Annotated in this window: 19 protein-coding genes and 2 riboswitches; of the genes, 7 read left to right on the top strand and 12 right to left on the bottom strand. The window is 67.8% G+C overall.

Annotation, left to right across the window (positions count from 1 at the left end; all coding sequences use genetic code 11):
* Nucleotides 1–201: 201 nt before the first annotated feature.
* From AC1DZQ_RS18295 to AC1DZQ_RS18285, 3 genes are read left to right on the top strand one after another with little or no spacing between them, the layout of a single operon-like run.
* Nucleotides 202–948 (top strand): hypothetical protein, encoded by a 747-nt coding sequence (locus AC1DZQ_RS18295; RefSeq protein WP_476964827.1) that lies wholly within the window; start codon nucleotides 202–204, stop codon nucleotides 946–948.
* Nucleotides 945–1,676, top strand: coding sequence for a hypothetical protein (locus AC1DZQ_RS18290; protein ID WP_476964826.1), 732 nt, complete (start codon nucleotides 945–947; stop codon nucleotides 1,674–1,676). Before AC1DZQ_RS18295 ends, AC1DZQ_RS18290 begins: the two co-directional genes overlap by 4 nt.
* A 45-nt stretch (nucleotides 1,677–1,721) precedes the next feature.
* Nucleotides 1,722–2,465: a hypothetical protein gene (locus AC1DZQ_RS18285; protein WP_476964825.1), complete on the top strand. Its 744-nt coding sequence runs from the start codon at nucleotides 1,722–1,724 to the stop codon at nucleotides 2,463–2,465.
* Between the two features lie 231 nt (nucleotides 2,466–2,696).
* Here the strand turns inward: AC1DZQ_RS18285 and AC1DZQ_RS18280 are convergent, their stop codons facing one another.
* The 9 genes from AC1DZQ_RS18280 to AC1DZQ_RS18240 form a co-directional block, all read right to left on the bottom strand.
* Entirely contained in the window at nucleotides 2,697–5,732 is a 3,036-nt protein-coding gene (locus AC1DZQ_RS18280) for an alpha-mannosidase (protein ID WP_476964824.1), read from the bottom strand.
* Between the two features lie 89 nt (nucleotides 5,733–5,821).
* A complete protein-coding gene (gene fdhD, locus AC1DZQ_RS18275; protein ID WP_476964823.1) occupies nucleotides 5,822–6,694 on the bottom strand; it encodes a formate dehydrogenase accessory sulfurtransferase FdhD in 873 nt (290 codons plus the stop codon).
* 135 nt (nucleotides 6,695–6,829) lie between these two features.
* Nucleotides 6,830–8,326 carry a molybdopterin molybdotransferase MoeA gene (locus AC1DZQ_RS18270; protein ID WP_476964822.1) on the bottom strand — a complete coding sequence of 499 codons (1,497 nt, stop codon included), beginning with the start codon at nucleotides 8,324–8,326 and terminating at the stop codon, nucleotides 6,830–6,832.
* The gene (locus AC1DZQ_RS18265; RefSeq protein WP_476964821.1) at nucleotides 8,323–8,610 is read right to left on the bottom strand and encodes a DUF6457 domain-containing protein; all 288 of its coding nucleotides are present in this window, start codon (nucleotides 8,608–8,610) and stop codon (nucleotides 8,323–8,325) included. The genes AC1DZQ_RS18270 and AC1DZQ_RS18265 overlap by 4 nt, the downstream gene beginning before the upstream one ends.
* Before the next feature lie 21 nt (nucleotides 8,611–8,631).
* Complete coding sequence (mobA, locus tag AC1DZQ_RS18260) at nucleotides 8,632–9,303, bottom strand: molybdenum cofactor guanylyltransferase (RefSeq protein ID WP_476964820.1); 672 nt, start codon at nucleotides 9,301–9,303, stop codon at nucleotides 8,632–8,634.
* Nucleotides 9,304–9,389: 86 nt separating this feature from the next.
* Complete coding sequence (locus AC1DZQ_RS18255) at nucleotides 9,390–9,890, bottom strand: HNH endonuclease (protein ID WP_026266867.1); 501 nt, start codon at nucleotides 9,888–9,890, stop codon at nucleotides 9,390–9,392.
* 221 nt (nucleotides 9,891–10,111) lie between these two features.
* The gene (locus AC1DZQ_RS18250; protein ID WP_476964819.1) at nucleotides 10,112–10,870 is read right to left on the bottom strand and encodes an NlpC/P60 family protein; all 759 of its coding nucleotides are present in this window, start codon (nucleotides 10,868–10,870) and stop codon (nucleotides 10,112–10,114) included.
* A 295-nt stretch (nucleotides 10,871–11,165) separates the two neighbouring features.
* A riboswitch (cyclic di-AMP (ydaO/yuaA leader) is annotated at nucleotides 11,166–11,335 on the bottom strand.
* A 136-nt stretch (nucleotides 11,336–11,471) separates the two neighbouring features.
* Entirely contained in the window at nucleotides 11,472–12,290 is an 819-nt protein-coding gene (locus tag AC1DZQ_RS18245; RefSeq protein ID WP_476964818.1) for a M23 family metallopeptidase, read from the bottom strand.
* Nucleotides 12,291–12,294: 4 nt separating this feature from the next.
* Nucleotides 12,295–12,509: riboswitch (cyclic di-AMP (ydaO/yuaA leader) on the bottom strand.
* A gap of 150 nt (nucleotides 12,510–12,659) precedes the next feature.
* Nucleotides 12,660–13,355: an iron-dependent transcriptional repressor DtxR gene (locus AC1DZQ_RS18240; RefSeq protein ID WP_476964817.1), complete on the bottom strand. Its 696-nt coding sequence runs from the start codon at nucleotides 13,353–13,355 to the stop codon at nucleotides 12,660–12,662.
* A 341-nt stretch (nucleotides 13,356–13,696) separates the two neighbouring features.
* Here AC1DZQ_RS18240 and serC point away from each other — a divergent pair, with 341 nt between their 5' ends.
* Nucleotides 13,697–14,827: a phosphoserine transaminase gene (serC, locus tag AC1DZQ_RS18235; RefSeq protein ID WP_476964816.1), complete on the top strand. Its 1,131-nt coding sequence runs from the start codon at nucleotides 13,697–13,699 to the stop codon at nucleotides 14,825–14,827.
* 2 nt (nucleotides 14,828–14,829) lie between these two features.
* Here serC and AC1DZQ_RS18230 read toward each other — a convergent pair whose 3' ends face one another.
* Genes AC1DZQ_RS18230 through AC1DZQ_RS18220 form a run of 3 tightly spaced genes read right to left on the bottom strand, consistent with a single transcriptional unit; the run spans nucleotide 14,830 to nucleotide 17,245 of the window.
* Nucleotides 14,830–16,203 (bottom strand): MFS transporter, encoded by a 1,374-nt coding sequence (locus tag AC1DZQ_RS18230; RefSeq protein ID WP_476964815.1) that lies wholly within the window; start codon nucleotides 16,201–16,203, stop codon nucleotides 14,830–14,832.
* A 44-nt stretch (nucleotides 16,204–16,247) separates the two neighbouring features.
* The gene (locus AC1DZQ_RS18225) at nucleotides 16,248–16,853 is read right to left on the bottom strand and encodes a DUF3027 domain-containing protein (protein ID WP_476964814.1); all 606 of its coding nucleotides are present in this window, start codon (nucleotides 16,851–16,853) and stop codon (nucleotides 16,248–16,250) included.
* A gap of 8 nt (nucleotides 16,854–16,861) precedes the next feature.
* Nucleotides 16,862–17,245 (bottom strand): cold-shock protein, encoded by a 384-nt coding sequence (locus tag AC1DZQ_RS18220; RefSeq protein WP_018776003.1) that lies wholly within the window; start codon nucleotides 17,243–17,245, stop codon nucleotides 16,862–16,864.
* Nucleotides 17,246–17,422: 177 nt separating this feature from the next.
* Here AC1DZQ_RS18220 and AC1DZQ_RS18215 point away from each other — a divergent pair, with 177 nt between their 5' ends.
* From AC1DZQ_RS18215 to AC1DZQ_RS18205, 3 genes are read left to right on the top strand one after another with little or no spacing between them, the layout of a single operon-like run.
* Nucleotides 17,423–17,656, top strand: coding sequence for a hypothetical protein (locus AC1DZQ_RS18215; protein WP_476964813.1), 234 nt, complete (start codon nucleotides 17,423–17,425; stop codon nucleotides 17,654–17,656).
* A 10-nt stretch (nucleotides 17,657–17,666) separates the two neighbouring features.
* The gene (locus AC1DZQ_RS18210; RefSeq protein WP_476964812.1) at nucleotides 17,667–20,162 is read left to right on the top strand and encodes a helicase-associated domain-containing protein; all 2,496 of its coding nucleotides are present in this window, start codon (nucleotides 17,667–17,669) and stop codon (nucleotides 20,160–20,162) included.
* Entirely contained in the window at nucleotides 20,159–21,805 is a 1,647-nt protein-coding gene (locus AC1DZQ_RS18205) for a DNA repair helicase XPB (RefSeq protein WP_476964811.1), read from the top strand. The genes AC1DZQ_RS18210 and AC1DZQ_RS18205 overlap by 4 nt, the downstream gene beginning before the upstream one ends.
* Nucleotides 21,806–21,820: the final 15 nt, after the last annotated feature.

Raw genomic sequence — 21,820 nt, 5'->3', positions numbered from 1 at the left:
AGCCGGGCATAGAAGAACCCGCCGGTCCGGACTTGGGGGGTGTACGGACCAGCGGGTTCGACCATTTAGCATAGTTGAATTAGCACCTCACGTAAAATCCCAGCCAACCCCGTGACGCCGCTGTCACCCCCCGCCCCAATCGCCGCTGCCCTACCGCATGCCAGTAGCAATACTGCCCATCGACTCCGCAGGAAGCCCTAGATGCCATTACCCGCAAAGGCGTTCCAACTCTGGCTTCACCGGGTTGCCCCATCCGCGAGCACGGCCGATCTCTGCAGGATCTCCGGGATCAAGCGCACCACCTTCGCGCAGCAGCTGGTGCGCGGAAAAGTAGCTGAAACCACTCTGGTCAGCATCAGCCGGGCTCTGGATTTGAGTCCGCTGGCGGAACTCGCTTCCTTCGACCACTATGCGGAGCTGGCCGCCCCGCCGCAGCCGCCGACCCCGGGCGAACTCGTCAGCCAGGTTGCCACCATGGACCTGTTGCGTGCAGTCATTTCCCGTTCTTCCCCTGCCTACGGCGGCTATGGAGACCATGGCAGCTCAATGACCCCGGCACTGACGCCCGCCCCGCACGCCACGTCTGTCCGGAACTGGGTGGATGCGATTGACGACGGTGAGTTGCGTCACCGGGTTTCGGCTGCCACCGGCGTGGCACCGCAAAATTATTCGGCCCAGCTCACGGCCAACCGGCTGTCCCCCGAGCTGGCGGTCGCGACTGCCCGCGCGGCGGGCGTAGGATTCACGGGCGGGCTCGTCGCCACGGGCCTGATAACCGAGGCTGAGGCCGGCTGGACGCCAGGGGCGAGGCAGGCCGCGTTGGACGCCCTTTCCGACGGCGAACTGAGCGCCCTGGCCGGGGAGCGGCTTCAGGCGCTCGGAAAATCGTTGCGGCGCCATGAGCAGGAGCAGGCACAAACAGAAAAGATTTGGGAGAACCTCGGATGATCGCGATCCTGCAGTGGACCACGCTGGCGGTGTGCTGCGTCGCCACGCTTGTCCGCGTGCCCAGCGTCCTCCGGGGCGAGAACCGATCCCTGTTCTGGATCTTTGCGCTCATGACCCTGGCGATCCTGCTCAGCATCGATGCCCCGTACCTGGCGGTGGACCAAGCCCTGGGAGGCATGAACATCGCCAACCTGGTGCTGCGCTTCGTCATTTTCGCCGTCATCTTCTTTCTTGGTGTCCGGGTGGCCCGGGGCTTCAGCGCGTGCGACGCCCTGCAGCTCATCACCGGCCCTGTTGGAATTGCGGTAGCCGCAGCTGCCTCGGCGGTGGTTGTGCTGGTCTTCCTCATGATGGACACGGCCGGCTCCTCGGCCGGGCTGGTCGCCGTGTTCGCCAAGGATGACCGCAATGCAGCCTTGGTGGAGTATTACGGGGCCGCAGGGCGCCTCTACCCGGCGTTCATCACCGTGGCCCTGTTTCCGGCCATGGTGCGGACCCTGCGCAGCGGCCTCCCCGTCCTGGTACGGTCCAGCGCAGCGTTGCTGGCACTGGGCACCGTGGCTATTTCCCTGAGCCTGCTCTCCCCGGTTATACCTCCGTCCCTCGGATTCATGCGGTACGTCTTCAACTACTCGGCGGTCCTGTGCCTGGTCCTCGGACTGTCCCTGATCTGGCTGGCCAAGACTCTTGCGAAGCGGGCGCCAAAGAAGCAAGCTGGCATAACCTGACCATCTGCGGGCTGAGCAGGCAAGCGACGTGGGGGGAAACCCGGAATGATTGCAACCCTCCAGTGGGGCACGCTGATCATCTGCACCGTGGTGCTCCTCCTTCGCGTTCCGGATGCGATCCAGGGGCGGAACAGGACCGTCTTCTGGATCCTGGTGCTCGCAACCCTATGCAGCCTGCTCTCAGTGACCGGCCCCTATGAGGCGATCGACGGGGCGCTGGGAGGATGGAACCTCACCCATCTCATCTTGCGTTTCCTCGTGTTCGCGGCCGTCCTGCTGGTAGGTCTGCGCGTGGCGACGGGACTGGCCGACGAGCGCGGCTACCGCTACATTGCGGGCCCGGCCGGACGCTGGGCCCTGGCCGTCAGCGCCGTCGCCGTGGCAGTGACCTTCTTCCTCATGGACACCCGCGGATCCTCGACGGGCCTGCTGGGCATCGCGGACAACGGCGGGCGGAATGCAGTCCTGGCGCCGTTCTACGCCGCGGCCGGCCGCACATATCCTGCTTTTGTCTCCCTCGCCCTGCTGCCGGCCTTGCTGGCCACCACTAGGAGCCAATTGCCGCGGCTGGTGCGTGCCGCGGCCCTCCTGACATGCTTGGGCGCCCTCGCCACCGCTTGCAGCGTCCCCGCTTCCTTTGCTCCCGAAGCCTGGCTCCTCGCGCAGCAGACGGTCAACTATTTGGCCGTCCTGGGCTATGTCCTGGGCCTGGGACTGTTCTGGGCGTCCGGGCTCGTTGCGAAGAAATCTGGTAACACTCGCGCAACATTCCGCAACAACGAATGGTAAGCCATTCACAAAATCATTAGATCGTGAAAGAATCATGAATGTGTGAAAGCGGCAATCGCTTCGTGTACGGAAGTCAGCCGTGCGAAGCAGAGGCAGCCGTCCAAGCGCCATTGGGGGGATGAGTGGTAGCGGTCCGGTTGGACCGCTCCCACTCAGCCTGTTTAACGGCGTTTTCCGGTTGTTCCCGACAGTGTTGTCCGGATTCCCCGGCGGGAGAGCGGCCCCTGCCTTTCAGCGCACAAACCTCAGCGTGACCAGCTGGAACGGCCGCAAGGTGAGCTCGGCGAAATCGCGGCCTGCCGTCACTCCCGGGGCATCGACGGGCCGTTCCAACAGATCCACGGCGTGCAGCCCGCGGACCGGGAAATTGGCCTTCACCAGGCCGGTGGACCGTTCCCCCAGCGATTCGTACAGCCGGACAATCACGTCGCCGGAACCATCTTCAGCGAGTTTGACCGCTTCAATGACGAGGGCATGGTTGAACACGGTGACCAGCGGTTCCACCCCGTGGGCCCCATGCACCACACGCGGCGCAAGATTGGTGCGGTAGCCCTCTTTGACGGCGTCGGCGATCGTGGCGCCCGGGCGGATCGTGACGTACAGCTCGTGCCTGCCCTGGTCCGCGCCGGGATCCGGAAACTTCGGTGCCCGCAGGAGCGAGAGCCGCACCGTGGTGGTGGTGCCGCCGTCGTCCTCCCGGACGTTACGGGTGACGTCGTGGCCGTAGCTGGACGCGTTGGAGATGGCCACCCCGTAGCCCGGCTCGGCGACGTGGATCCAGCGGTGGGCGCAGATCTCGAATTTCGCCGCCTCCCAGGACGTGTTGACATGGGTGGGGCGGAACACGTGCCCGAACTGCGTCTCCGCCGCCGACCGGTCCGCCTTGACATCCAGCGCGAAGCCCAGCTTGAGCAGCTTTTCGCTCTCCTGCCAGTCCACGACTGTGGTGATCGCCAGCGAGTCGGCGCCCGCGGCGAGTGCGATCCGCTGGGTCACGGCCGAGGAGCCGGCCGTCCGTTCCACCACCACGACGGCGTCCGGGCTTTCCCCTAGGGGGTCGCGCTCCAGCGTCACCGAACGCGCCTCTACCAGTGGGACAACGTTCCTGCGGTAGAAGGCGTCGATGTCCCACGCGTCCCATTCGTTGGGCGTGTCCCGGTGCAGCTCCAGGAGGTTGCCGACCTTGCCGGGAGCAATCGCCTCGCGTCCAGTGGCACGGTCCGCGAGGGAGACCAGCAGTCCGTTGGCATCCACCACGGCCCGGATGATGCCGTTGTCCAGGATGTAGCCGCCGCCGGCCTCGATGACCCCTACCGGCTGCTCGGGCCGGACCGGCTCGGCAGCGGCCAGGGCAGGCACGCCCTGGCGCTCGTGCGGGGCGGCGTTGAGCAGGAATTCCCGGCTCCCGGTGCCGAGGGCCGCCGCCGCGGCGTTGGTGATGATCGCTTCCAGCCCACGTTCGACGGCGGCGTAGTTCCTTTCGGCGTCCTGGTGGACCCACGCGATGGAGCTCCCCGGCAGGATGTCGTGAAACTGCTGCAGCAGGACCAGCCGCCAGAGACGCTTGAGCTCCGCAGCCGGGTAGCTGTGCCCGGCCCGCACAGCCGCGGTGGCGCTCCAGAGTTCGGCTTCCCGGAGCAGGTGCTCGCTGCGCCTGTTGCCCAGCTTGGTCTTGGCCTGGCTGGTGTAGGTGCCGCGGTGCAGTTCCAGGTACATCTCCCCCACCCAGACCGGCAGGGGCTCATACTCGGCCTGGGCCTGGCTAAAGAAGCTGGCAGCCGAGCCGAGCCGCACCTTCGGGGATCCTTCCAGGTCCGCCGCGCGCTGCGCCGCGGCCAGCATCTCGCGGGTGGGTCCCCCGCCGCCGTCGCCGTACCCGAACGGAACCAGCGAGGTGCCTCCGCGTCCGTGGTCCCGGTAGTTCCGTTCTGCGTGCGCCAGGTCCCGGGCGCTGAGATCGGAGTTGTAGCTGTCCACCGGCGGGAAATGGGTGAACACCCGGGTGCCGTCGATCCCCTCCCAGTTGAAGGTGTGGTGGGGCATCTTGTTGACCTGGTTCCATGAGATCTTCTGGGTCAGGAACCAGCGGCTGCCTGCGGCCCTGATGATCTGCGGCAGGGCGGCGGAATACCCGAACGTGTCCGGCAGCCAGGCCTCCTGGCAATCGATTCCGAATTCGGCCAGGAAGAAGCTTTTGCCCTCGAGGAACTGCCGCGCCATGGCCTCGCCGCCGGGCATGTTGGAGTCTGATTCGACCCACATCCCGCCGACGGGAACGAACTGGCCGGCGCGGACCTTGTCCCGGATGCGCCCGAAGAGCTCCGGATAGTACTCCTTCATCCACGCGAGCTGCTGGGCTGAGGAGCACGAAAAGATGAAATCGGGATCCTCGTCCATCAGTGCGACGACGTTGGAGAACGTCCGGGCGCACTTGCGGATGGTTTCCCGGACCGGCCACAACCAGGCCGAATCGATGTGGGCGTGGCCCGTGGCCACGAGCTGGTGTGCCGAGGCGTAGGCCGGCCGGGACAGGACACCGGCCAAGGCGGCCCGTCCGGCCTCTGCGGTCCCGGCAACGTCGTCGGGGTCCATGATGTCCAGCATGCGTTCGAGTGCCCGCAGGATTTCGTGGCGGCGGGGCAGGTCCATGGGCAGCTCGTGCATGAGCCCGCTGAGCGTGAGGATGTCCTGCTGCAGTTCCCAGACCGTCTGGTTGCGTTCGGCGATGGCGATCCTGCCGAGGCGGTACTTCGGCTCGCTGCCCGACGTCGCTTTGTCACCGTAGGGGGTGGCTGCGAAGGTCCAGTTCTGGGACAAGTCGGGGTTGGCCGCGGCCTCGACGTAGAAGTCGACGGCCATCCCGCTGCCCAGGAGCTTGAGTGGGATGTACTGGTTCCGTGGCGAGATCGCCTTGATGATCGTCCCGTCGGACCGCCAGGCAATGCCTTCGCATTGGAAGCCCGGGAGGTCGCCGCTGAAGCCCAGGTCCACGAGGATTTCCACCGAGGTGCCCGCCGCGGTTCCCCAGCCGTCCGGCACCTCACCCCGGAGCCGGATCCACTTGGTGCTCCACGGCCGGCCCCAGGCCGCGCCGTGTTCCTGGGGCGCGAACTCCTGCCGCAGTGCCTCCAGCACCGGCACGGGTTCGTCCGGCGCGTCCCAGCTGCTAAGCGTCAGCGGCACACTGCGCGGGTAGACGGCCGGTGCGATGCGGTCACGCAGAAAGCGGTCAAGCCGGACTTCCGTAAGACGGCGGTCGTCGTGCAATGTGGTCCTCTTCAGCGCTGGGGGTCCGATCGACTCTAATCGATGGATAAAACTTACGCCGCGGGGAACCTGTTGGCCAAGTGTTGCCGCTAGCCGGCGGCGGGCGCCGGAACCGCGACGCGCTGCTGGCCTGCATATACGTTCAGGCTGGTCCGGCGGCTGAACCCGGCCAGGGTCATCCCGCTGGCCTCGGCGAGCTCGACCGCCAGGCTGGAGGGGGCGCTGACAGCGGCGAGGACCGGAATTCCGGCGAGGGCCGCTTTCTGGACCAGCTCGAACGACGCCCTGCCGGACACCTGCAGCACGGTGCCCCGGAGCGGGAGCAGGCCTTCGCGGAGCGCCCAGCCCACCACCTTGTCCACCGCGTTGTGCCGGCCCACGTCTTCGCGCAGGCACAGCAACTCGGCCGAACCGTCGTCGGCGATCCTGAAGAGTCCGGCGGCGTGCACACCGCCGGTGACCTCGAAGACCTCCTGGGCGGACCGGAGGGCGTCCGGGAGGGCCGCGAGCGTTTCCACGGGAAGGGTCAGCGGATCCTGTGCGGGGCTGTAGTGCGAGGACTTGCGCACGGCATCGATCGAGTCCGTCCCGCAGATGCCGCAGGAACTGGAGGTAAAGACGTTGCGTCCGGTCTCGGGCCGTACGACGTCGGGCCGGAGTTGAGCCTCCACCACGTTGAACGTTTGCATGCCGTCGGCGTCTTCACCGGCGCAGAACCTGAGCGAAACCAGCTGTTCGGGAGCCCAGATGATTCCCTCCGAGACGAGGAAACCTGCGACGAGGTCGAAGTCATTGCCCGGCGTTCGCATGGTGACGGAAAATGACATGTCGCCGAGCCGGATTTCCAGCGGTTCCTCGACGGCGAGGACGTCCTCCCGGTGCCGGACCGGAAATTCGAGGGCCTGCGGGGACCCGTCCAGGACGATCTTGTGCACCTTGCGGCGCTGCGTCACACGGCCCATCCGGTGCTCCTAAGCAACATATTGTGCGGCTGTTTGAATCTTGCAGCTGTTGATTCTTTGGCTGGTTCCATCATTGTAAGTGCCTGATCCTGAAGCCACCCGCCAGGTCCTGACGCCGGCGCAACAGGCTTGGGCTCAGCCCAGGAGGGCACTCCAGTCCACCGGTCCGTCGCTGGCCGCGGTTTTCCTGGTGGGCCGCTTAGCCGCCGGCTTCTGTGCGGCGGCCGCCGCCGAAGCGTCAGGCAGCGGCGCACCCCACGGGAGGGCGAAGGCGGGGACCATTTCCCCCAGCTGCACGCCATGGGGCGGGACCACCAGAACACCGTCGGCGGCGGCCAGGCCGCGCATCATGCCCGAGCCGGTGTGCTGCGCCGGCGATGCCATGCCATAGAGCAGCCGGAAGGGCATGAGCCGGGTCCGGCCCGGATCGGCGTCAATAGTCGAGCCGCAGGGCACTTCGCTGAGCGGGGGGACGGTTCCGTGCCCCAGGGCGGCGATGAGCGGGGCCCCGATCGTGGACAGCGCCATCATGGCCGCGAGCGGGTTTCCGGGCAGGCCGAGGACATAACGGCCGTCCGGCAGCTCGGCCAGCACGGCGGGGTGGCCCGGCCGCATGGCGATCCCGTCGATCAGCAGGCGGCCGCCGAGCTCGGCGACCGAGCGCCGAAGGTGGTCCGTTCCGGAGCGTCCCGTACCGCCGGTGGTGATCACGACGTCGGCAGGCAGGTTTTCACCGGCAGGATCGGTGTCTTCGAGGGCGGCGAGCCATTCGGCATCGGTGTCGCCCACTTTCACTTCTTCGGTGCAGATCCCGCCGAGCATTCCCACCACGGCGGCGAGTTGGGGTCCGAAGGTGTCGCGGACCTGCCCGGGCGCCGGCATCCCGCTCGTCACGACCTCCGAGCCGGTGAAGACGAGTCGCACCAAGGCCTTGCCGAGCACCGGAAGGGTGTCGCTTCCGGCCAGCGCGGCGAGGGCCAGATGGGCGGGGTTGAGGACCGTGCCGCGCTGGATCAGGACGTCTCCGGCGGCGGCTTCCTCCCCGGCCTTCCTGATGTGGTCGCCATTGCGCGGGTCTCCCGGTTTCGCATTGCCCCCCAGTTTCAGGACGGGCAGGCCGTCCTCGTCGGCGTCGATGATGCCGCTTTCGCTGCGCAGCACCGCCTTGGTCCCGGCCGGGATGAGGCCGCCGGTGGCAATCGGGCTTGCCTGATGCGGTGCCAGCCGCTGGCCGGGTTCGGCCAGGATCCAGGGGCCGCCGCCGTTGACGGCCCAGCCGTCCATGGCGGAGGAAGCATAATGGGGTATGTCCTGCTGGGCAACGACGTCCGCTGCGAGGGTCCGGCCCAGCGCCTGCCGGAGCGGGACAGGGGCGGCCGGGATGGGAGTGGCGCAGTCGAACGCGAGCTGACGGGCCTCCTGCCAGGTGTGGGCCAGGTGCCCGTGCGGCTCCTCCGCAGTGTCCTCGTCCGCAACTTCCTCGTCCGCAGCCTCGCCGGCCGTCTCGGGGTGCACCGGGTCCTGGTTCGCAGCGTCCTCGCCCGCCGGAATGTGAGGGTCCCCGAGGCCGTCTCCAGCGCCGTCTCTGCCAGGGGCGGTGGTTCCGCTGCCGTCCGGGGCCGCCGCCGTCATGCCCCGGAAGCTTCGGCGGCTGCGTAGTCCGTGGCGAGCCGGCGGGCCACGGCCATCGCGGCCTCCATAGACGCGGAGTCCGTGGCCTGCCCGGAGCCCGAGGCCAGACCGGCGGCAAAGCCGGCAATGAACGTGGTCAGCGGTGCCGCCGGGCGCACCACGGAGTGGGCGGCCACGCCGGCCAGGGCGAGGACCTCATTCACGTCAATCTCAACGTCGTCGAGCTCCAAGGCCTGGAGCAGGGCACGGCACCAGTCTTCCAGCGTTTCATCCTGGCTTTTCACCGTTTGCCTCCATGGTCGAGTTCAGCTGCGGAGAGCCGGGCCGGAGCCCGGACCGCGGTCGGGATTCCTGCCGGATACCCCTAATGCGGACGCGTCATCCCAAGTGTCGACATCATCCGTGGACCCCGGGGGAACGCGAACTTCCCGCACGTCCAGCCTAGCAAGAAGGGCGAAGACCGACGCGTTTTCCAGGCTGCCCCGGGCTGCGGCGTCCTCAACAGAACGTTGTAGCGCAGCTGTGCCATAAAAGCCCGCGAGCGGTTGCTTCCGGCCGTCGGCCGAGACGGCCATGACGCCGTCGCGCCCGTCCCGTTCCGCCGCACCTGCGGCAGACGCGGCCAGCGCCCCGGACAGGGCGCGGACCGCGTCGGCTGACCGCGGCATGTCACAGGCCAGGACCAGGGTAAAGGGAGCGGCTGCTGCGTGCCGGCTCGCGTGGTCGGCGGCCAGGGCGGCAAGCCCCGCGGCGATGGCAGCGGCCGGCCCCGCGAAGGGCGGGTCTTCCCGGCAGGTCAGGACGCCGCCGGGCAAGTCCCCGGGGTCGGGGCCGACGACGACCGTGCGGCCCGCGGCACCCGCGGCCTGCAGGGACCGGCCAAGGAGAGTGGCGCCGTCGTAAATCAGCCCGGATTTGGGCACGCCGCCAAGGCGGGAGGACCTTCCCCCGGCGAGAATGATGGCATCGAACTCCACCGGTTCAGCCTAGCGCGCCGCCTGCTGCCACCGAATCAGGCCTGACCTGCGCCGGCAGCAATTCCAGCGGCTGATCAGGCGGCAGGTCAGGCGGCTGATTCAGGCAGCAGGAACGGATCCCAGGCCGGCGTCGGCTTCTCGAGCTCCTTGATCTGCCAGATGGCCCCCTTTGGGGGCCCCGGAACAAAACCGATCTTCCAGCCCATCTCCGCCGGCGTATGGTCGCTCTTGGCGTTGTTGCACCGCAGGCACGCCGCCACCAGGTTCTCCCAGGAGTCGGCCCCGCCCCGGGACTTGGGCTGGATGTGGTCGATGGTGTGCGCAGCTTTGCCGCAGTAGGCGCAACGGTGGGCATCGCGGCGCAGCACGCCGCGGCGGCTCACCGCTGTCATCGTGTTGTACCTGGGCCGGATGTAGCGGTTCAGCAGGATCACGGACGGGCGGCCCAGAATGTCCTGCGGGCCGACAACGGGGTCGTCCCCTTCGGCCACCACGCTGGCCTTTCCGGTCAGGACAAGGACGAGCGCCCGGCGGAAGGTGATGACCGCCAGCGGTTCATATCCAGCATTCAGAACGAGAGTGCGCATCCGCATACCTCTTCACGGCCGCACCCGCCAGCGGCACGAGGGCCGGCTGCCCTCTGCATGGTCGGGCTATGGATCGACAACACAAGAGTAAACACTCAAGTGCCGGATCACCGAATATTTTTTCACCGGCGCAGTCCTCGGCGCGGAAAGTTCACTGCGCGGCAACGCAAAAGACCCCCGCCAGGAGGCGGGGGTCTTTCGAAAAGTGCTGGGGTTCTTGCTTAGGCGCCGACGCGGATGAAGACCGGGCCGGAGCCGACGTTTACGCTGTACAGCGCGGTGGTGCCGCCGTTCCAGCCGCCGTGCACTGCCATGCCGTTGCCGACGTAGACGGCGATGTGAGCCATGCCCACGCCACCGTTCTGGTAGTAGGCGAGGTCGCCCGGGCGTGCCTCGGCGGCGCTCACGGTGCGGCCGAGGGACAGGTAACCTGCCGGCCAGCCGTGGTAGTGGATGCCGGCGGCGGCCAGGGCGTTGGTGGCGAGGGCGGTGCAGTCCTGCGCCACGCCGATCTGTGCGTAGGCAGCGGCGGCGATGGTCGCGCCGGCGCCGCTTCCGATGCCGGCGGGGGCCTGGGCAGCGACGCCGCCGCTGACGCCGAGCTCGGTGCCACCGGCGCGGGAGGCCGTGGCGTCCTGGACCTGCACGACGGGCTTGGGAGCCTCGACGACGGGAGCCGGCGTGGTGGTCACGGCGGGCTTCTCGTAGGAGATCGCGATGGTGGAGGCGGCCGAGATGGTGGCCGGAGCTGCGGACTGGACTTCCAGGGCCGAAGCGGAGGTGGATTCGCGCTGAACATTGGTTTCAGCAGCGTTGGCTGCGATTCCACTGGTCAGGACCAGACCGGAAGCTGCGGCGATGACCGCGGCCTGACGGCCCACGCCGCCGGCGTTGTCGCCGACAGCCTTGGCAATAACAGCCAGCGAGTTGGTCTTGGTGACCTCGGCGCGGTGCCGTGCAACGTTTGCACGAGTAGTCATTAAGTTCTCTCTTTCGTGATCCTTGGACCGCGCGCTTTCGGGCACGGGCTGAGGACGCTCCGGCATCTTGGGGGTACGCCGGATCGCCCCGAAATGGGTTACTTAGCGAAGGGTGTACTGCGAAGACGCGCCAAAAGCGGAAACTGCATGCTGTCCGGGCTCGGTAGAGATTGAGCCTGCGGAACGTGATCCAATCCGGGCGCCGGCAAGGGCGGCACGTGATGTGGATTCCAGCGGGCTCGACAGAGCCTCGCCGGTGCGCATGCGCGCAGAATTGTGGCGTGAAGACACGAAAGTAGCCTCTCCCAATGCCTGCGAGGTGAGCTGTCGGATTCGGATGGGAGTCACCCGGCCGCGCTGCTTCCTGGGAAGCTTTGCGACTTAACCCCAAGGCCTTCTTTCGAAGGCCAAAATTGGTTCCCCCGCCCCTGCCAGACGATGTAATGCGAACGGACCTTGAGCGGTGGCAGAGCTAGGCAATCCACTCAAGAGCGCCAACTTCGGAAAAGTTGGCGTGCTTCAAACCCTACAGCAGTCTGGATTCAATGTCACATTCAGATCACGGCGTGTCACAAGAAGATGAGAGCAGCCCATCGTCTTTTTAGAGCCATCCGAGCGGGTCAACGACGTCGCCGTTGACCATCACTTCAAAGTGGAGGTGGCAGCCCGTGGAGGCGCCGGTGGTCCCGCTCATCGCAACGACGTCACCGCGGGATACCTTCTGGCCGACGTGGACCGAGGCCGAGGACAGGTGGTTGTACGTGGTCTCCAGGCCGTTGCCGTGGTCGATGACCACACGGTTTCCGCCGCCGAAGGGATGCCATCCGTTGAAGGTCACGGTGCCGCTGGCGGCTGCGTGGACCGCCGTGCCGCACTGGGCGGCGAAATCCTGGCCGCGGTGGAACTCCCCCGCGCCCCCGGTGATGGGGCTGACGCGGTAGCCGAAGGGCGAGGCCGTGACCAACTGGTCCAGCGGCGCACCAAGGGTGCCCGCCGATGCCGCGCGGGTGATGGTGCCCACAGACTGGGCGCTCAGCAGCTGCTTGAGCTTCCCGTCCGGATCGCCCTTTGTGGTGACGGCGGTGCGGCTGAAGTCAACCTTTGCAGCCGCGGCAGCCGTGACATCCGGCTGCACGGCAGCCGAGAGAGCCCCGGATCCGGCGTTTGTAGCCATCACCGGGCTCGTGACGGGGACCGTCACGGTAAGAACCAGTCCAGTTGCGGCCAGTGCGATCCCGGCCTTCTGCCCTACTCCGCTGGCCGCGGCAAATTCCGTTACCTGACGGAACGGACTGCGCCGGCGCCGCCGTTCATCGCGGTGCACGTCACGCGGGCGTTCGGCCATGTGCTCGACGACAGGACGCGGCTCCGGAGCGGGACCGGTCGCGCGGCGACGGCCCCTGGCGGTCTGGGTGGTCAAGAACGGTTCCTCTCTGGAGAGCCTGCGAAGTTAGCTGTCGGATTCGGGTCAGAGAGATCAAAGACCCGGTCCGCCGTTGCAAGCAGCCAGGCACAGAGGCATCCCCAGGGGATTCTTCGGTGGAAGCTGCTTGCCGCTGACGGACTTCACCCCGAGGCTGCCGAAGTAGCAGCCGAAAGTGGTTCCCCCGCCCCTGCCAGAAGGTGGTTCTGCGACTGATCCGCTGGCAGGGCTCGGCTTCGGATCAGGTAACGCTTTGGTATCGGTACTGGGCACTAACTATAGGCGATTAAGCCGCCCGGTAATAAATCCGTAATCGCAATTGTGCACAACTCATGGGTCGTCCCATGACCGGCGCATTGTGGCTGGTCAGGCGACTGTTACAAAGACATGCGCGGCAACCTCGGGCGGCAGTTCCAGGGCGCCCTCGATATCGGGGACGCGGACCGAGATGTACTCCCCCACCCGCTCCAGCGAAACCAGCGCGCCAGGCCTGATTCCGCCCTCGTCGAGCTGTGCCAGAAGCTCCGGTTCCACCTGGATCGGCTCCGCGAGCCGGTTGACCGTGACCCGCGAACTTGCACCGTAGCCGGCCATGGCCTCCAGCAGGTTCACGGCCCTGTCCGCGGGGGCGCCATTGGGCACGCCGCCCAGATCCGCAAGCCCTGGAATCGGGTTTCCGTAGGGTGAGACTGTCGGGTGGTTGAGCATCTCGAAAATTCTGCGCTCAACGCGTTCGCTCATGACGTGCTCCCAGCGGCACGCTTCCTCATGGACGTAGGCCCAGTCGAGCCCGATCACGTCCGCGAGGAGGCGTTCGGCCAAGCGGTGCTTGCGCATAACGCCGATTGCGCGTTTCCGTCCGGTTTCGGTCAGCTCAAGGTGCCGGTCGCCCGAAACAATCACCAGCCCGTCGCGCTCCATCCGGCCGATGGTCTGGGAGACAGTGGGGCCGGAGTGCCGGAGCCGTTCGGCGATGCGGGCGCGGAGGGCAACGATGTTTTCTTCTTCAAGTTCCAGAATGGTCCGAAGATACATCTCCGTGGTATCGATCAGATCCGTCATTCAGCTCAGCTCCTCGAGCGCAGTCCTAGCGTCATTCCCACCGTACCGCGTGCGGGCTGCATGCAGGATGCGCCCTGGCGGGAACCGCCGTACGTCAGCTGCTAGCCTAGCCTATTTTGAATTACTCCGGATAATTTTCGATCGGCCCGGAGCCCGGTCCCAGCCTCCGCCGGCCAGCCGTTCCCGTGCGTCTCAATGACCGGACTGTGACAGGCCTTTTTCCGTATCGCCGGGGGCTGTCAGGCAGAATGAAACAGGCAGAATGAAAAGGGTGTCCGTGTAGCCATCCCTGCCCGCCACCTCCCAGCCACGCTACGAACCAGCCGAAAATTGGAGCCACTGTGAGCGACACCAGCATCACGATCCCCGCCAACCTCCTGCCCAAGGACGGACGGTTCGGCGCCGGCCCGTCCAAAGTCCGGCCGGAACAGATGGACGCCCTGGCCGCGGCATCGTCGAAGCTGCTGGGGACCTCGCACCGCCAGGCACCCGTGAAAAACCTGGTCGGCTCGGTACGCAGCGGCCTCAGCGAATTCTTCCGCGCCCCGGACGGCTATGAAGTGGTGCTCGGGGTGGGCGGATCCACCGCGTTCTGGGACATTGCCAGCTTCGGACTCGTGGAGAACAAGGCGCAGCACCTGTCCTTCGGCGAGTTCGGCTCGAAGTTTGCCTCGGCTACCAACAAGGCGCCGTTCCTCGCCGAGTCCTCCATCATCAAGGCCGAACCAGGCACCCGCCCCACCCCCCGGGCGGAGGCCGGCGTCGACGTTTACGCGTGGCCGCAGAACGAGACCTCAACCGGCGTTGCCGCCCCCGTCCAGCGCGTGGCAGGCGCCGACGAGGGGTCCCTGGTGCTGGTGGACGCGACCTCGGCCGCGGGCGGGCTGGACGTGGACGTGGCGGAGTCCGACGTGTACTACTTTGCGCCGCAGAAGAACTTCGCGTCCGACGGCGGCCTGTGGCTTGGCCTGTTCTCCCCGGCGGCGCTTGAGCGGGCGGCACGGATCAAGGCCGGCAACCGCTGGATCCCCGACTTCCTGGACCTCCAGACGGCGATCGACAATTCCCGGCTGAACCAGACCTACAACACCCCAGCGCTGGCCACCCTGGTGACGCTGGATGCCCAGGTGCAGTGGCTCAATGCCAACGGTGGCCTGGACTTCGCCGCCGGCCGGACCGCGGATTCTGCCGGCCGCATCTACCGCTGGGCCGAGGCGTCCGGTTACGCCACACCGTTCGTGGCCAGGGCCGAAGACCGTTCCAACGTGATCGCCACGATCGACTTCGACGAATCGATCGACGCCTCGGCCATCGCCAAGGTGCTCCGCGCCAACGGCGTCGTCGACACCGAGCCGTACCGCAAGCTGGGCCGAAACCAGCTGCGCATCGCCACCTTCGTGGCGATCGAGCCGGCCGACGTCTCGGCACTGCTCGAGTGCATCGATTTCGTTGTGGCAGAACTGAAGAAGTAGCCTCAGCGCCCGATGGCGTCGTCCCGGCCGCGTGCCGGGGCGGCGCCGTCGTCGTTTCCGGACTGGCGGTCCGGCAGGCGGTCCGGCTGCCCGTCCGGGCGGGCACCGGCCGCGCCGGTCCGGCTTTCGACGCGGAAGTACCGCAGCCCGCGGGCGCGGCGGTTGAAGTGGAGCCGCAGGTGTTTTGCGCGGATGATCCACACCAGCCCGATCAGGGCCGCCAGCAGGCCGGCGCCTGCGGCCACCGCCATGGACCAGCGGGGGCCGGCGGTGTTAGCCACCCAGCCGACGAGCGGCGCCCCAATGGGAGTCCCGCCCATGAAGATTGCCATGTAGAGGGCCATCACCCGGCCCCGCATGACGGGGTCCGTGGTGGTCTGGACGTACCCGTTGGCGCTCGTCATCATGGTGATCGCGAACAGCCCCACGGGAACCAGCGCGACGCCGTACCAGAAGTAGTTCGGCGCCATCGCGGCGATGCCCGAGGTCACGCCGAAGGCACCGGCCGCCCCGAAAATGACGCGGAGCCGTGGCTTGCCGCGGCCGGCGGACAACAGCGCCCCGGCGACGGAACCGATGGCCATGATCGAATTCATCAGGCCGAAGGCCCCCGCGTCGAGGCCGAATTCCGTGCCCACCATGGCCGCGATGAACAGGGCGAAATTCAGCCCCAGGGTTCCCACGATGAAGATCGCGACCAGCACCACCACGAGATCCGGACGGTACCTCACATAGCGCAGCCCCTCCCGGATCCTGCCCTTGCCCGCCGGCGCCCGCGGCAGCCGCCGCAGCGACGACGCCGGGATCTTCGCCAGGCTCAGCAACAGGGCCACGAAGGTGAGCGTATTGATGAGGAAGACCCAGCCGGGCCCGACGACGGCCGTGAGCACGCCGGCGACTGCCGGGCCGATCATCCGGGCGACGTTGAAGGACGCGCTGTTGAGGGCCACGGCATTGGAGAGGTAGTCGTCCTGGACCAGTTCCGAAACGAAGGTCTGCCGCACAGGGGCGTCCAGGGCGGAGACCACCCCGAGCATCAGGGCGAAGGCGTAGACCTGCCAGAGCTGCGCCGCGCCCGTGACCACCAGGATGCCCAGCCCGGCGCTCAGCAGCGCCATGGCGGACTGGGTCAGCACCAGGAGCCGCTTGCGGTTGAAGCGATCGGCGACCAGTCCGGCCACAGGTGCCAGGAACAGCTGCGGGCCCAACTGCAGGGCCATCGTGATTCCCACCGCCCCGGCATCGTGCGCCGTCAGGTGGGCGAACACCAGCCAGTCCTGGGCGGTGCGCTGCATCCAGGTGCCAATGTTGGAGATGAGTGCGCCAACGAACCAGATCCGGTAGTTCAGGATATGCAGGGACTTGAACGTGGACATCAGCCCCAGCCCTCCCCAAACACGCTCCCGGACGCTTCCAACCGCTAGTCGGCCTCGCCCGCGGAGCGTTCCCGCTCGTCGTCGTTCGCCTCGTCGGCGTCGTCGTTCGTCGCCGCGGCGTCGGTCTCAGGAGCCTCGTCAGCGTCCTGCTGGTCAGTATCCTGCCGATCAGTGGCCGACGGCGTTTCGGAGCCGGACGCCTCGTCGGCGGCCTCGTCAGCCTGCGCGTCTTCCGGGCGGACCCGCTCGGCCCACGGAACCCAGGCCGGTGCCAGGATGGAGTCTTCGGAGGGCAGGAGGCCGAGTTCGTCCACCGTGACAACCTTGGACCGCGAGTTGCGGGTCAGCACGGCGTACCACTGCCAGCCCAGATATCCGGGCAGCCTGGATTCGAACAGGTGGGTCACCAGGCGGTCGCCCTCGCTGCGGGCGCCGATGTGCTCGCCGATCTGCTCGGCGGGGGCAATGCCCTCCACCGCCGTGCGGGCGACGTCGACGGCGGCGGCCAGGAAGGCGTCAGGCTTGCCGGTGCGCCAGGCGGGTACGCCGGCGCGCGGGCGGATTCCTTGCTTGGAGCCGGTTGCCTTGGCTCCGGCAGGCGCTGTGGGTCCGGCATCCGGCGCCGGCAACTGATCAGGTTCCTGAGTCATCAAGAGCCTTATACGTCCAGCTCGTCGGCAACCTTACGGAGGGCCGCTGCGATCGCCTTGCCCTTGTTGCCTTCCGGGTACTTGCCCGCGGACAGGGTCCCGGACAGGTTGTCCAGCACGCTGACGAGGTCCTGGACCAGCGGGGCGAGGTCCCTGGCGCTGGGCCGCTTGGCCTTGGCGATGGACGGCGTCTTGTCCAGTACGCGCAGGCCGAGGGCCTGGGCACCCTTGCGTCCGTCGGCTACACCAAATTCAACACGCGTTCCGGCCTTTAGCTCCGTGATGCCCTCAGGCAGCGCGGACTTGGGCAGGAAGACTTCCTGGCCGTCCTCGCCCGCGAGGAATCCGAAGCCTTTTTCCTTGTCATACCACTTGACCTTGCCGGTAGGCACGTAATCAACCTTCTTCGTTCTGCGGGGACACGGCCGGCGGTCACCGCATCCGCATGGATACGCGGGTTCAGGGTATGACTGCCTGGACCGTGTTGGTCTGTATCTCCAAGGTTATCCTGCCTGGTTCACTTTAGCGGCTTGAGGCGCGGGGGATGCTGGACTGTTAGCGTTGCCCACATGACACTGACGCGTTACCGGCGGCCCCTCATGATCGTTGCGGCCACGCTTGCTGTGCTGTCCCTTGCTTCCGTCGGCGCCGTCATGGCCATGGCCTTCAACAATGCCGTGGCACCTGCCTGGATTACCTCGACGGCCCTCTACGGTCTCCCGATGGCATTCCTGCTCATGGTGGCGCTGGTGGTGGACGCTGTGGCTGCACGGCGCCGCCCACGCGGGCCCGGCGAAAGGTAACGTTGGAGCGATGTCTCTCATCCGCGCGCTCAGCAAGGAACTTCAGGCACGAAGCGACGAATCGTTGCGGGCCTTGTTCTCCGCGCGGCCGGACCTGATTTCTCCCGGCGTCCCGGACTTCGCCGCCCTCGCCGCCCGTGCCAGCGGACGCGTCAGCGTGCAGCGGGCGCTCGAGCGGCTCAACCGCCCGCAGATGCAGGTTCTGGAAACGCTGCACCTGTGCACCAACGCCGATACCGGGCACAGCGCATCGGCGGCGATGCTGAAGAAACTGATCAACGGCTCCTCGGTTGCCGCCATCGACCGGCTCCTCCATTCCCTGCAGGATCTGGCCCTGGTCAACCGAGCCGATCCGCCGCACGGCGCGACTCCCGCCGCCGCCAAGCAGCGCCACTACCTTCCGGTCGGCAGCCTCAAGGACGTGATCGGCATCTACCCTGCGGGGCTGGGGCGCAGCTACACCGAACTTGTGCGGCTCCAGCCCCCGTTTGCGCAGCGCGTGGTGCAGCTGGTCGCGGAACTGCACCGCGGCGGGGCGTCCATCTCCCCCGCCACGACGCCGATGGAAGCAGCCCTGTCCCTGCAGCACTGGACTGCAACACCGGAATCGCTCCAGCAGATCCTGGCCACCGCACCGGATCGGACCGCCGCCCTTCTGGCCCGGTTCGGGAACTGGGCGATGGGCGCCGTCCCGCAGGCGCAGCGCCGGGCGTCAGTGCTCCACGAAAGCGCCGACGTCGGCCCCGTGGACTGGCTGCTGGCGCGGGGGCTGCTGGTGCCGCTCGACGCCGCCCACGTCGAACTGCCGCACAGCGTCGGAGTGTCGCTGCGCGGCGGGTTTGTCATCGAGAACTTTTCCCTCGCGCCGCCCGTCCCCCGGCTTGGCCACACGAGCGCAGGGCTGCGCCGGAACGCCGCGTTGGGCGCTATCGCCGAGACGCTGCGGCTCGTGGGCGAAGTGCTCTACACCGTGCGCGAACAGCCCCTGGCGACGCTGCGCAGCGGGGGCGTCGGGGTCCGGGAGATGAAGCGGCTGGCGGATTCCCTGCGGATGGACGTACACGAGGCCGGCGTACTCGCGGAGCTCTGCGGCATGGCCGGCCTGCTGCGCCTGGACGTCGACAGTTCTGCGTGGGTGCAGCCGCCGCAGCTGGAGTGGCTGGCGCTGCCGCGGCAGGAGCAGTGGCTGTGGCTGGTCAACGCCTGGCTGGCCAGCGAGCGCGCGCCGTCCCTCGTAGGCCAGCCCGTGAATGCTGCCGCCCCGGGCCCGGCCGGCCACCGGGGCCCGGCCGGGACCACCATCAATGCGCTCTCTGCCGAGGCGCAGCGCCCGGACGCCCCGGTGGTCCGCAAACGGGTCCTGGAAATCCTGCACGAACTCACCCTCGAGGCCGCGGCGCCGGACGGGCAGGCCCCCGTTCTCGACACCGCCGCCGTGCTGGAGCGTGCCGAATGGACGCAGCCCCGGATGGCCAGGCGCTTCAGCTCGTTGATCCGCGGCATCCTCGCGGAGGCCGAGATGCTCGGCCTGATCGGCTCCGGGGCGCTCAGCCAGCTGGGCGCCGCGATCGCCGCCGAGCAGCCGGATGATGCCCTGGGGATTTTGGGCGAACACCTGCCGGCGGCCCTGCAGCACGTCCTGCTGCAGGCGGACCTGACGGCGGTGGCGCCGGGCTACCTCGACCCCGAACTGAGCGAACGGCTCCTGACCATGGCCGTGGCCGAAGGGCAGGGACCGGCAACCATCTACCGTTTCTCCGTCACCTCCGTCCGCCGGGCCCTCGACGCCGGCCAGGACGCCGCGGCGATGCTGGACTTCCTGCGCCAGCACTCGGCCACCGCCATCCCGCAGCCCCTCCAGTACCTCATCGAAGACACCGCCGCGCGCCATTCCCGGCTCCGTGTTGGGGCCGCGGCGAGCTTCATCCAAAGCGAGGACGAGACTGCCCTGCTGGAGCTGCTCAACGCCCCGGCCGCCGCCGGCCTCGGGCTGGTGCGCATCGCGCCCACCGTGGTCGTCTCCCCTGCCGCACCCCGGGAAACCGCCCAGGTCCTCCGGAGTCTGGGCCTCGCCCCCATCCTGGAGGAAGCCGCCTCCGCCGTCGTCCGGCTGCGCCGCAGCACCCCCGCGCCCGGCAGCGGCCGGCCGGTCTACACCGCCCCGCGGACCGCCCCGCCGGAGGCCGACATCGAGGCCCAACTGACCGTGCTGCGCGCCGACGGGGCCCGGGCGCCGGGCTCCGGCTCACACCCGCCGGCGGCTGCCCCGGGCAGCGAGGAAGCGACCCAGCTGGGGCTGGAGACCCTCCTGAAGGCGATCCGCCTCAGGCAGCGGGTCATCATGAACGTCGTTGACAGCATGGGGAATGCCACCCGCGAGACGGTTGTTCCGGTAGCTGTGAATGGCGGGCGGGTGCGGGTGTTCGATCCGGACAAGGAGATCGAGCGGGTGCTGTCCATCCACCGGATTATCGACGTTGAAGCTACAGAGGAATTGTTCCAGTGAATGACGGGCCCCTGATCGTCCAGAGTGACAAGACCATCCTGCTGGAGGTCGATCACGAACTAGCCACGGAAGCCCGGCACGCCATCGCGGCGTTTGCCGAGCTGGAGCGGGCCCCGGAGCATGTGCACAGCTACCGGTTGACGCCGCTGGGGCTGTGGAATGCCCGCGCGGCCGGGCTGGACGCCGAGAAGGTGCTGGACACCCTGCTCACGTACTCCCGGTTCCCCGTGCCCCACTCGCTGCTGATCGACGTCGAAGAGACCATGTCCCGGTATGGCCGGCTCCGGCTGGAGAAGGACCCGCAGCACGGCCTGGTCATGCGCACCTCCGACTACCCGGTGCTCGAGGAAATCAGCCGCGCCAAGAAGATCGCCCCGCTGCTCGGGCCGCGGATCGACGGCGAGACGGTGGTGGTGCATTCCTCCCAGCGCGGCCAGCTCAAGCAGCTGCTGCTCAAGCTCGGCTGGCCGGCCGAGGACCTGGCCGGCTACGTGGACGGCACCCCGCACCCCATCATGCTCAACGAATCCGGCTGGAAGCTGCGGCCCTACCAGCAACTGGCCGCGGAGAACTTCTGGGCCGGCGGCAGCGGCGTCGTCGTCCTTCCCTGCGGTGCCGGCAAGACGCTGGTCGGGGCGGCCGCCATGGCCACAAGCTCCACCACCACGCTGATCCTGGTGACCAACACCGTCGCGGCGCGGCAGTGGAAGGACGAGCTCATCAAACGCACGTCGCTGACCGAGGAGGAGATCGGCGAGTACTCCGGCTCCGTCAAGGAAGTCCGGCCGGTCACGATCGCCACCTACCAGGTGCTGACCACGAAGCGCGGCGGGCTGTACCCGCACCTGGAGCTCGTGGACGGCAACGACTGGGGCCTGATCATCTACGACGAGGTCCACCTGCTGCCCGCGCCGATCTTCCGGATGACGGCGGACCTGCAGGCCCGGCGCCGGCTCGGGCTCACCGCCACGTTGGTGCGGGAGGACGGCCGGGAGGGCGAGGTCTTCAGCCTGATCGGCCCGAAGCGCTACGACGCGCCGTGGAAGGACATCGAGGCCCAGGGCTACATCGCCCCGGCCGACTGCGTGGAAGTGCGGGTGGACCTGCCGCGCGACGAACGGGTGGCCTATGCCATGGCCGAGGACGCCGACAAATACCGACTGTGCGCCACTTCCGAGACGAAGACCCGGCTGGTGGAAGAGCTCGTCGCCGAACACGCCGGCGAGCAGCTCCTGGTGATCGGTCAGTACATCGACCAGCTCGACGAGATCGGCGAGCGCCTGGGCGCGCCGGTGATCAAGGGCGACACGTCGGTCAAGGAACGCCAGCGGCTCTTCGACGCCTTCCGCGCCGGCGAGGTGCAGACCCTAGTGGTGTCCAAGGTGGCCAATTTCTCCATCGACCTGCCCGAGGCGTCGGTCGCGATCCAGGTCTCCGGTTCGTTCGGTTCCCGCCAGGAGGAGGCCCAGCGCCTGGGCCGGCTGCTGCGCCCGAAAAAGGACGGCCGCTCCGCCCGGTTCTACTCGCTCGTGGCCCGCGACACCCTGGACCAGGATTTCGCCGCGAAGCGGCAGCGGTTCCTCGCCGAGCAGGGCTACGCCTACCGGATCATGGACGCCAAGGACGTCGGCACCGCAGGCTAGGCGGCTGCCGCGGCT

This window comes from Arthrobacter sp. P1_C12_2 (genome assembly GCF_056406415.1).
Note: the sequence above shows the minus strand (reverse complement) of the source record. Positions and strands in the feature narration are given on the sequence as shown.

Excerpts from the sequence above, each read along its gene's own strand:
- AC1DZQ_RS18240 (WP_476964817.1), bottom strand. The coding sequence starts at position 13,355 with ATGACGGATCTGATCGATACCACGGAGATGTATCTTCGGACCATTCTG.
- AC1DZQ_RS18250 (WP_476964819.1), bottom strand. The coding sequence starts at position 10,870 with ATGACTACTCGTGCAAACGTTGCACGGCACCGCGCCGAGGTCACCAAG.
- AC1DZQ_RS18225 (WP_476964814.1), bottom strand. The coding sequence starts at position 16,853 with ATGACTCAGGAACCTGATCAGTTGCCGGCGCCGGATGCCGGACCCACA.
- AC1DZQ_RS18290 (WP_476964826.1), top strand. The coding sequence starts at position 945 with ATGATCGCGATCCTGCAGTGGACCACGCTGGCGGTGTGCTGCGTCGCC.
- AC1DZQ_RS18230 (WP_476964815.1), bottom strand. The coding sequence starts at position 16,203 with ATGTCCACGTTCAAGTCCCTGCATATCCTGAACTACCGGATCTGGTTC.
- AC1DZQ_RS18270 (WP_476964822.1), bottom strand. The coding sequence starts at position 8,326 with ATGACGGCGGCGGCCCCGGACGGCAGCGGAACCACCGCCCCTGGCAGA.
- AC1DZQ_RS18285 (WP_476964825.1), top strand. The coding sequence starts at position 1,722 with ATGATTGCAACCCTCCAGTGGGGCACGCTGATCATCTGCACCGTGGTG.
- AC1DZQ_RS18210 (WP_476964812.1), top strand. The coding sequence starts at position 17,667 with ATGTCTCTCATCCGCGCGCTCAGCAAGGAACTTCAGGCACGAAGCGAC.
- AC1DZQ_RS18215 (WP_476964813.1), top strand. The coding sequence starts at position 17,423 with ATGACACTGACGCGTTACCGGCGGCCCCTCATGATCGTTGCGGCCACG.
- AC1DZQ_RS18255 (WP_026266867.1), bottom strand. The coding sequence starts at position 9,890 with ATGCGCACTCTCGTTCTGAATGCTGGATATGAACCGCTGGCGGTCATC.
- fdhD (WP_476964823.1), bottom strand. The coding sequence starts at position 6,694 with ATGGGCCGTGTGACGCAGCGCCGCAAGGTGCACAAGATCGTCCTGGAC.
- AC1DZQ_RS18295 (WP_476964827.1), top strand. The coding sequence starts at position 202 with ATGCCATTACCCGCAAAGGCGTTCCAACTCTGGCTTCACCGGGTTGCC.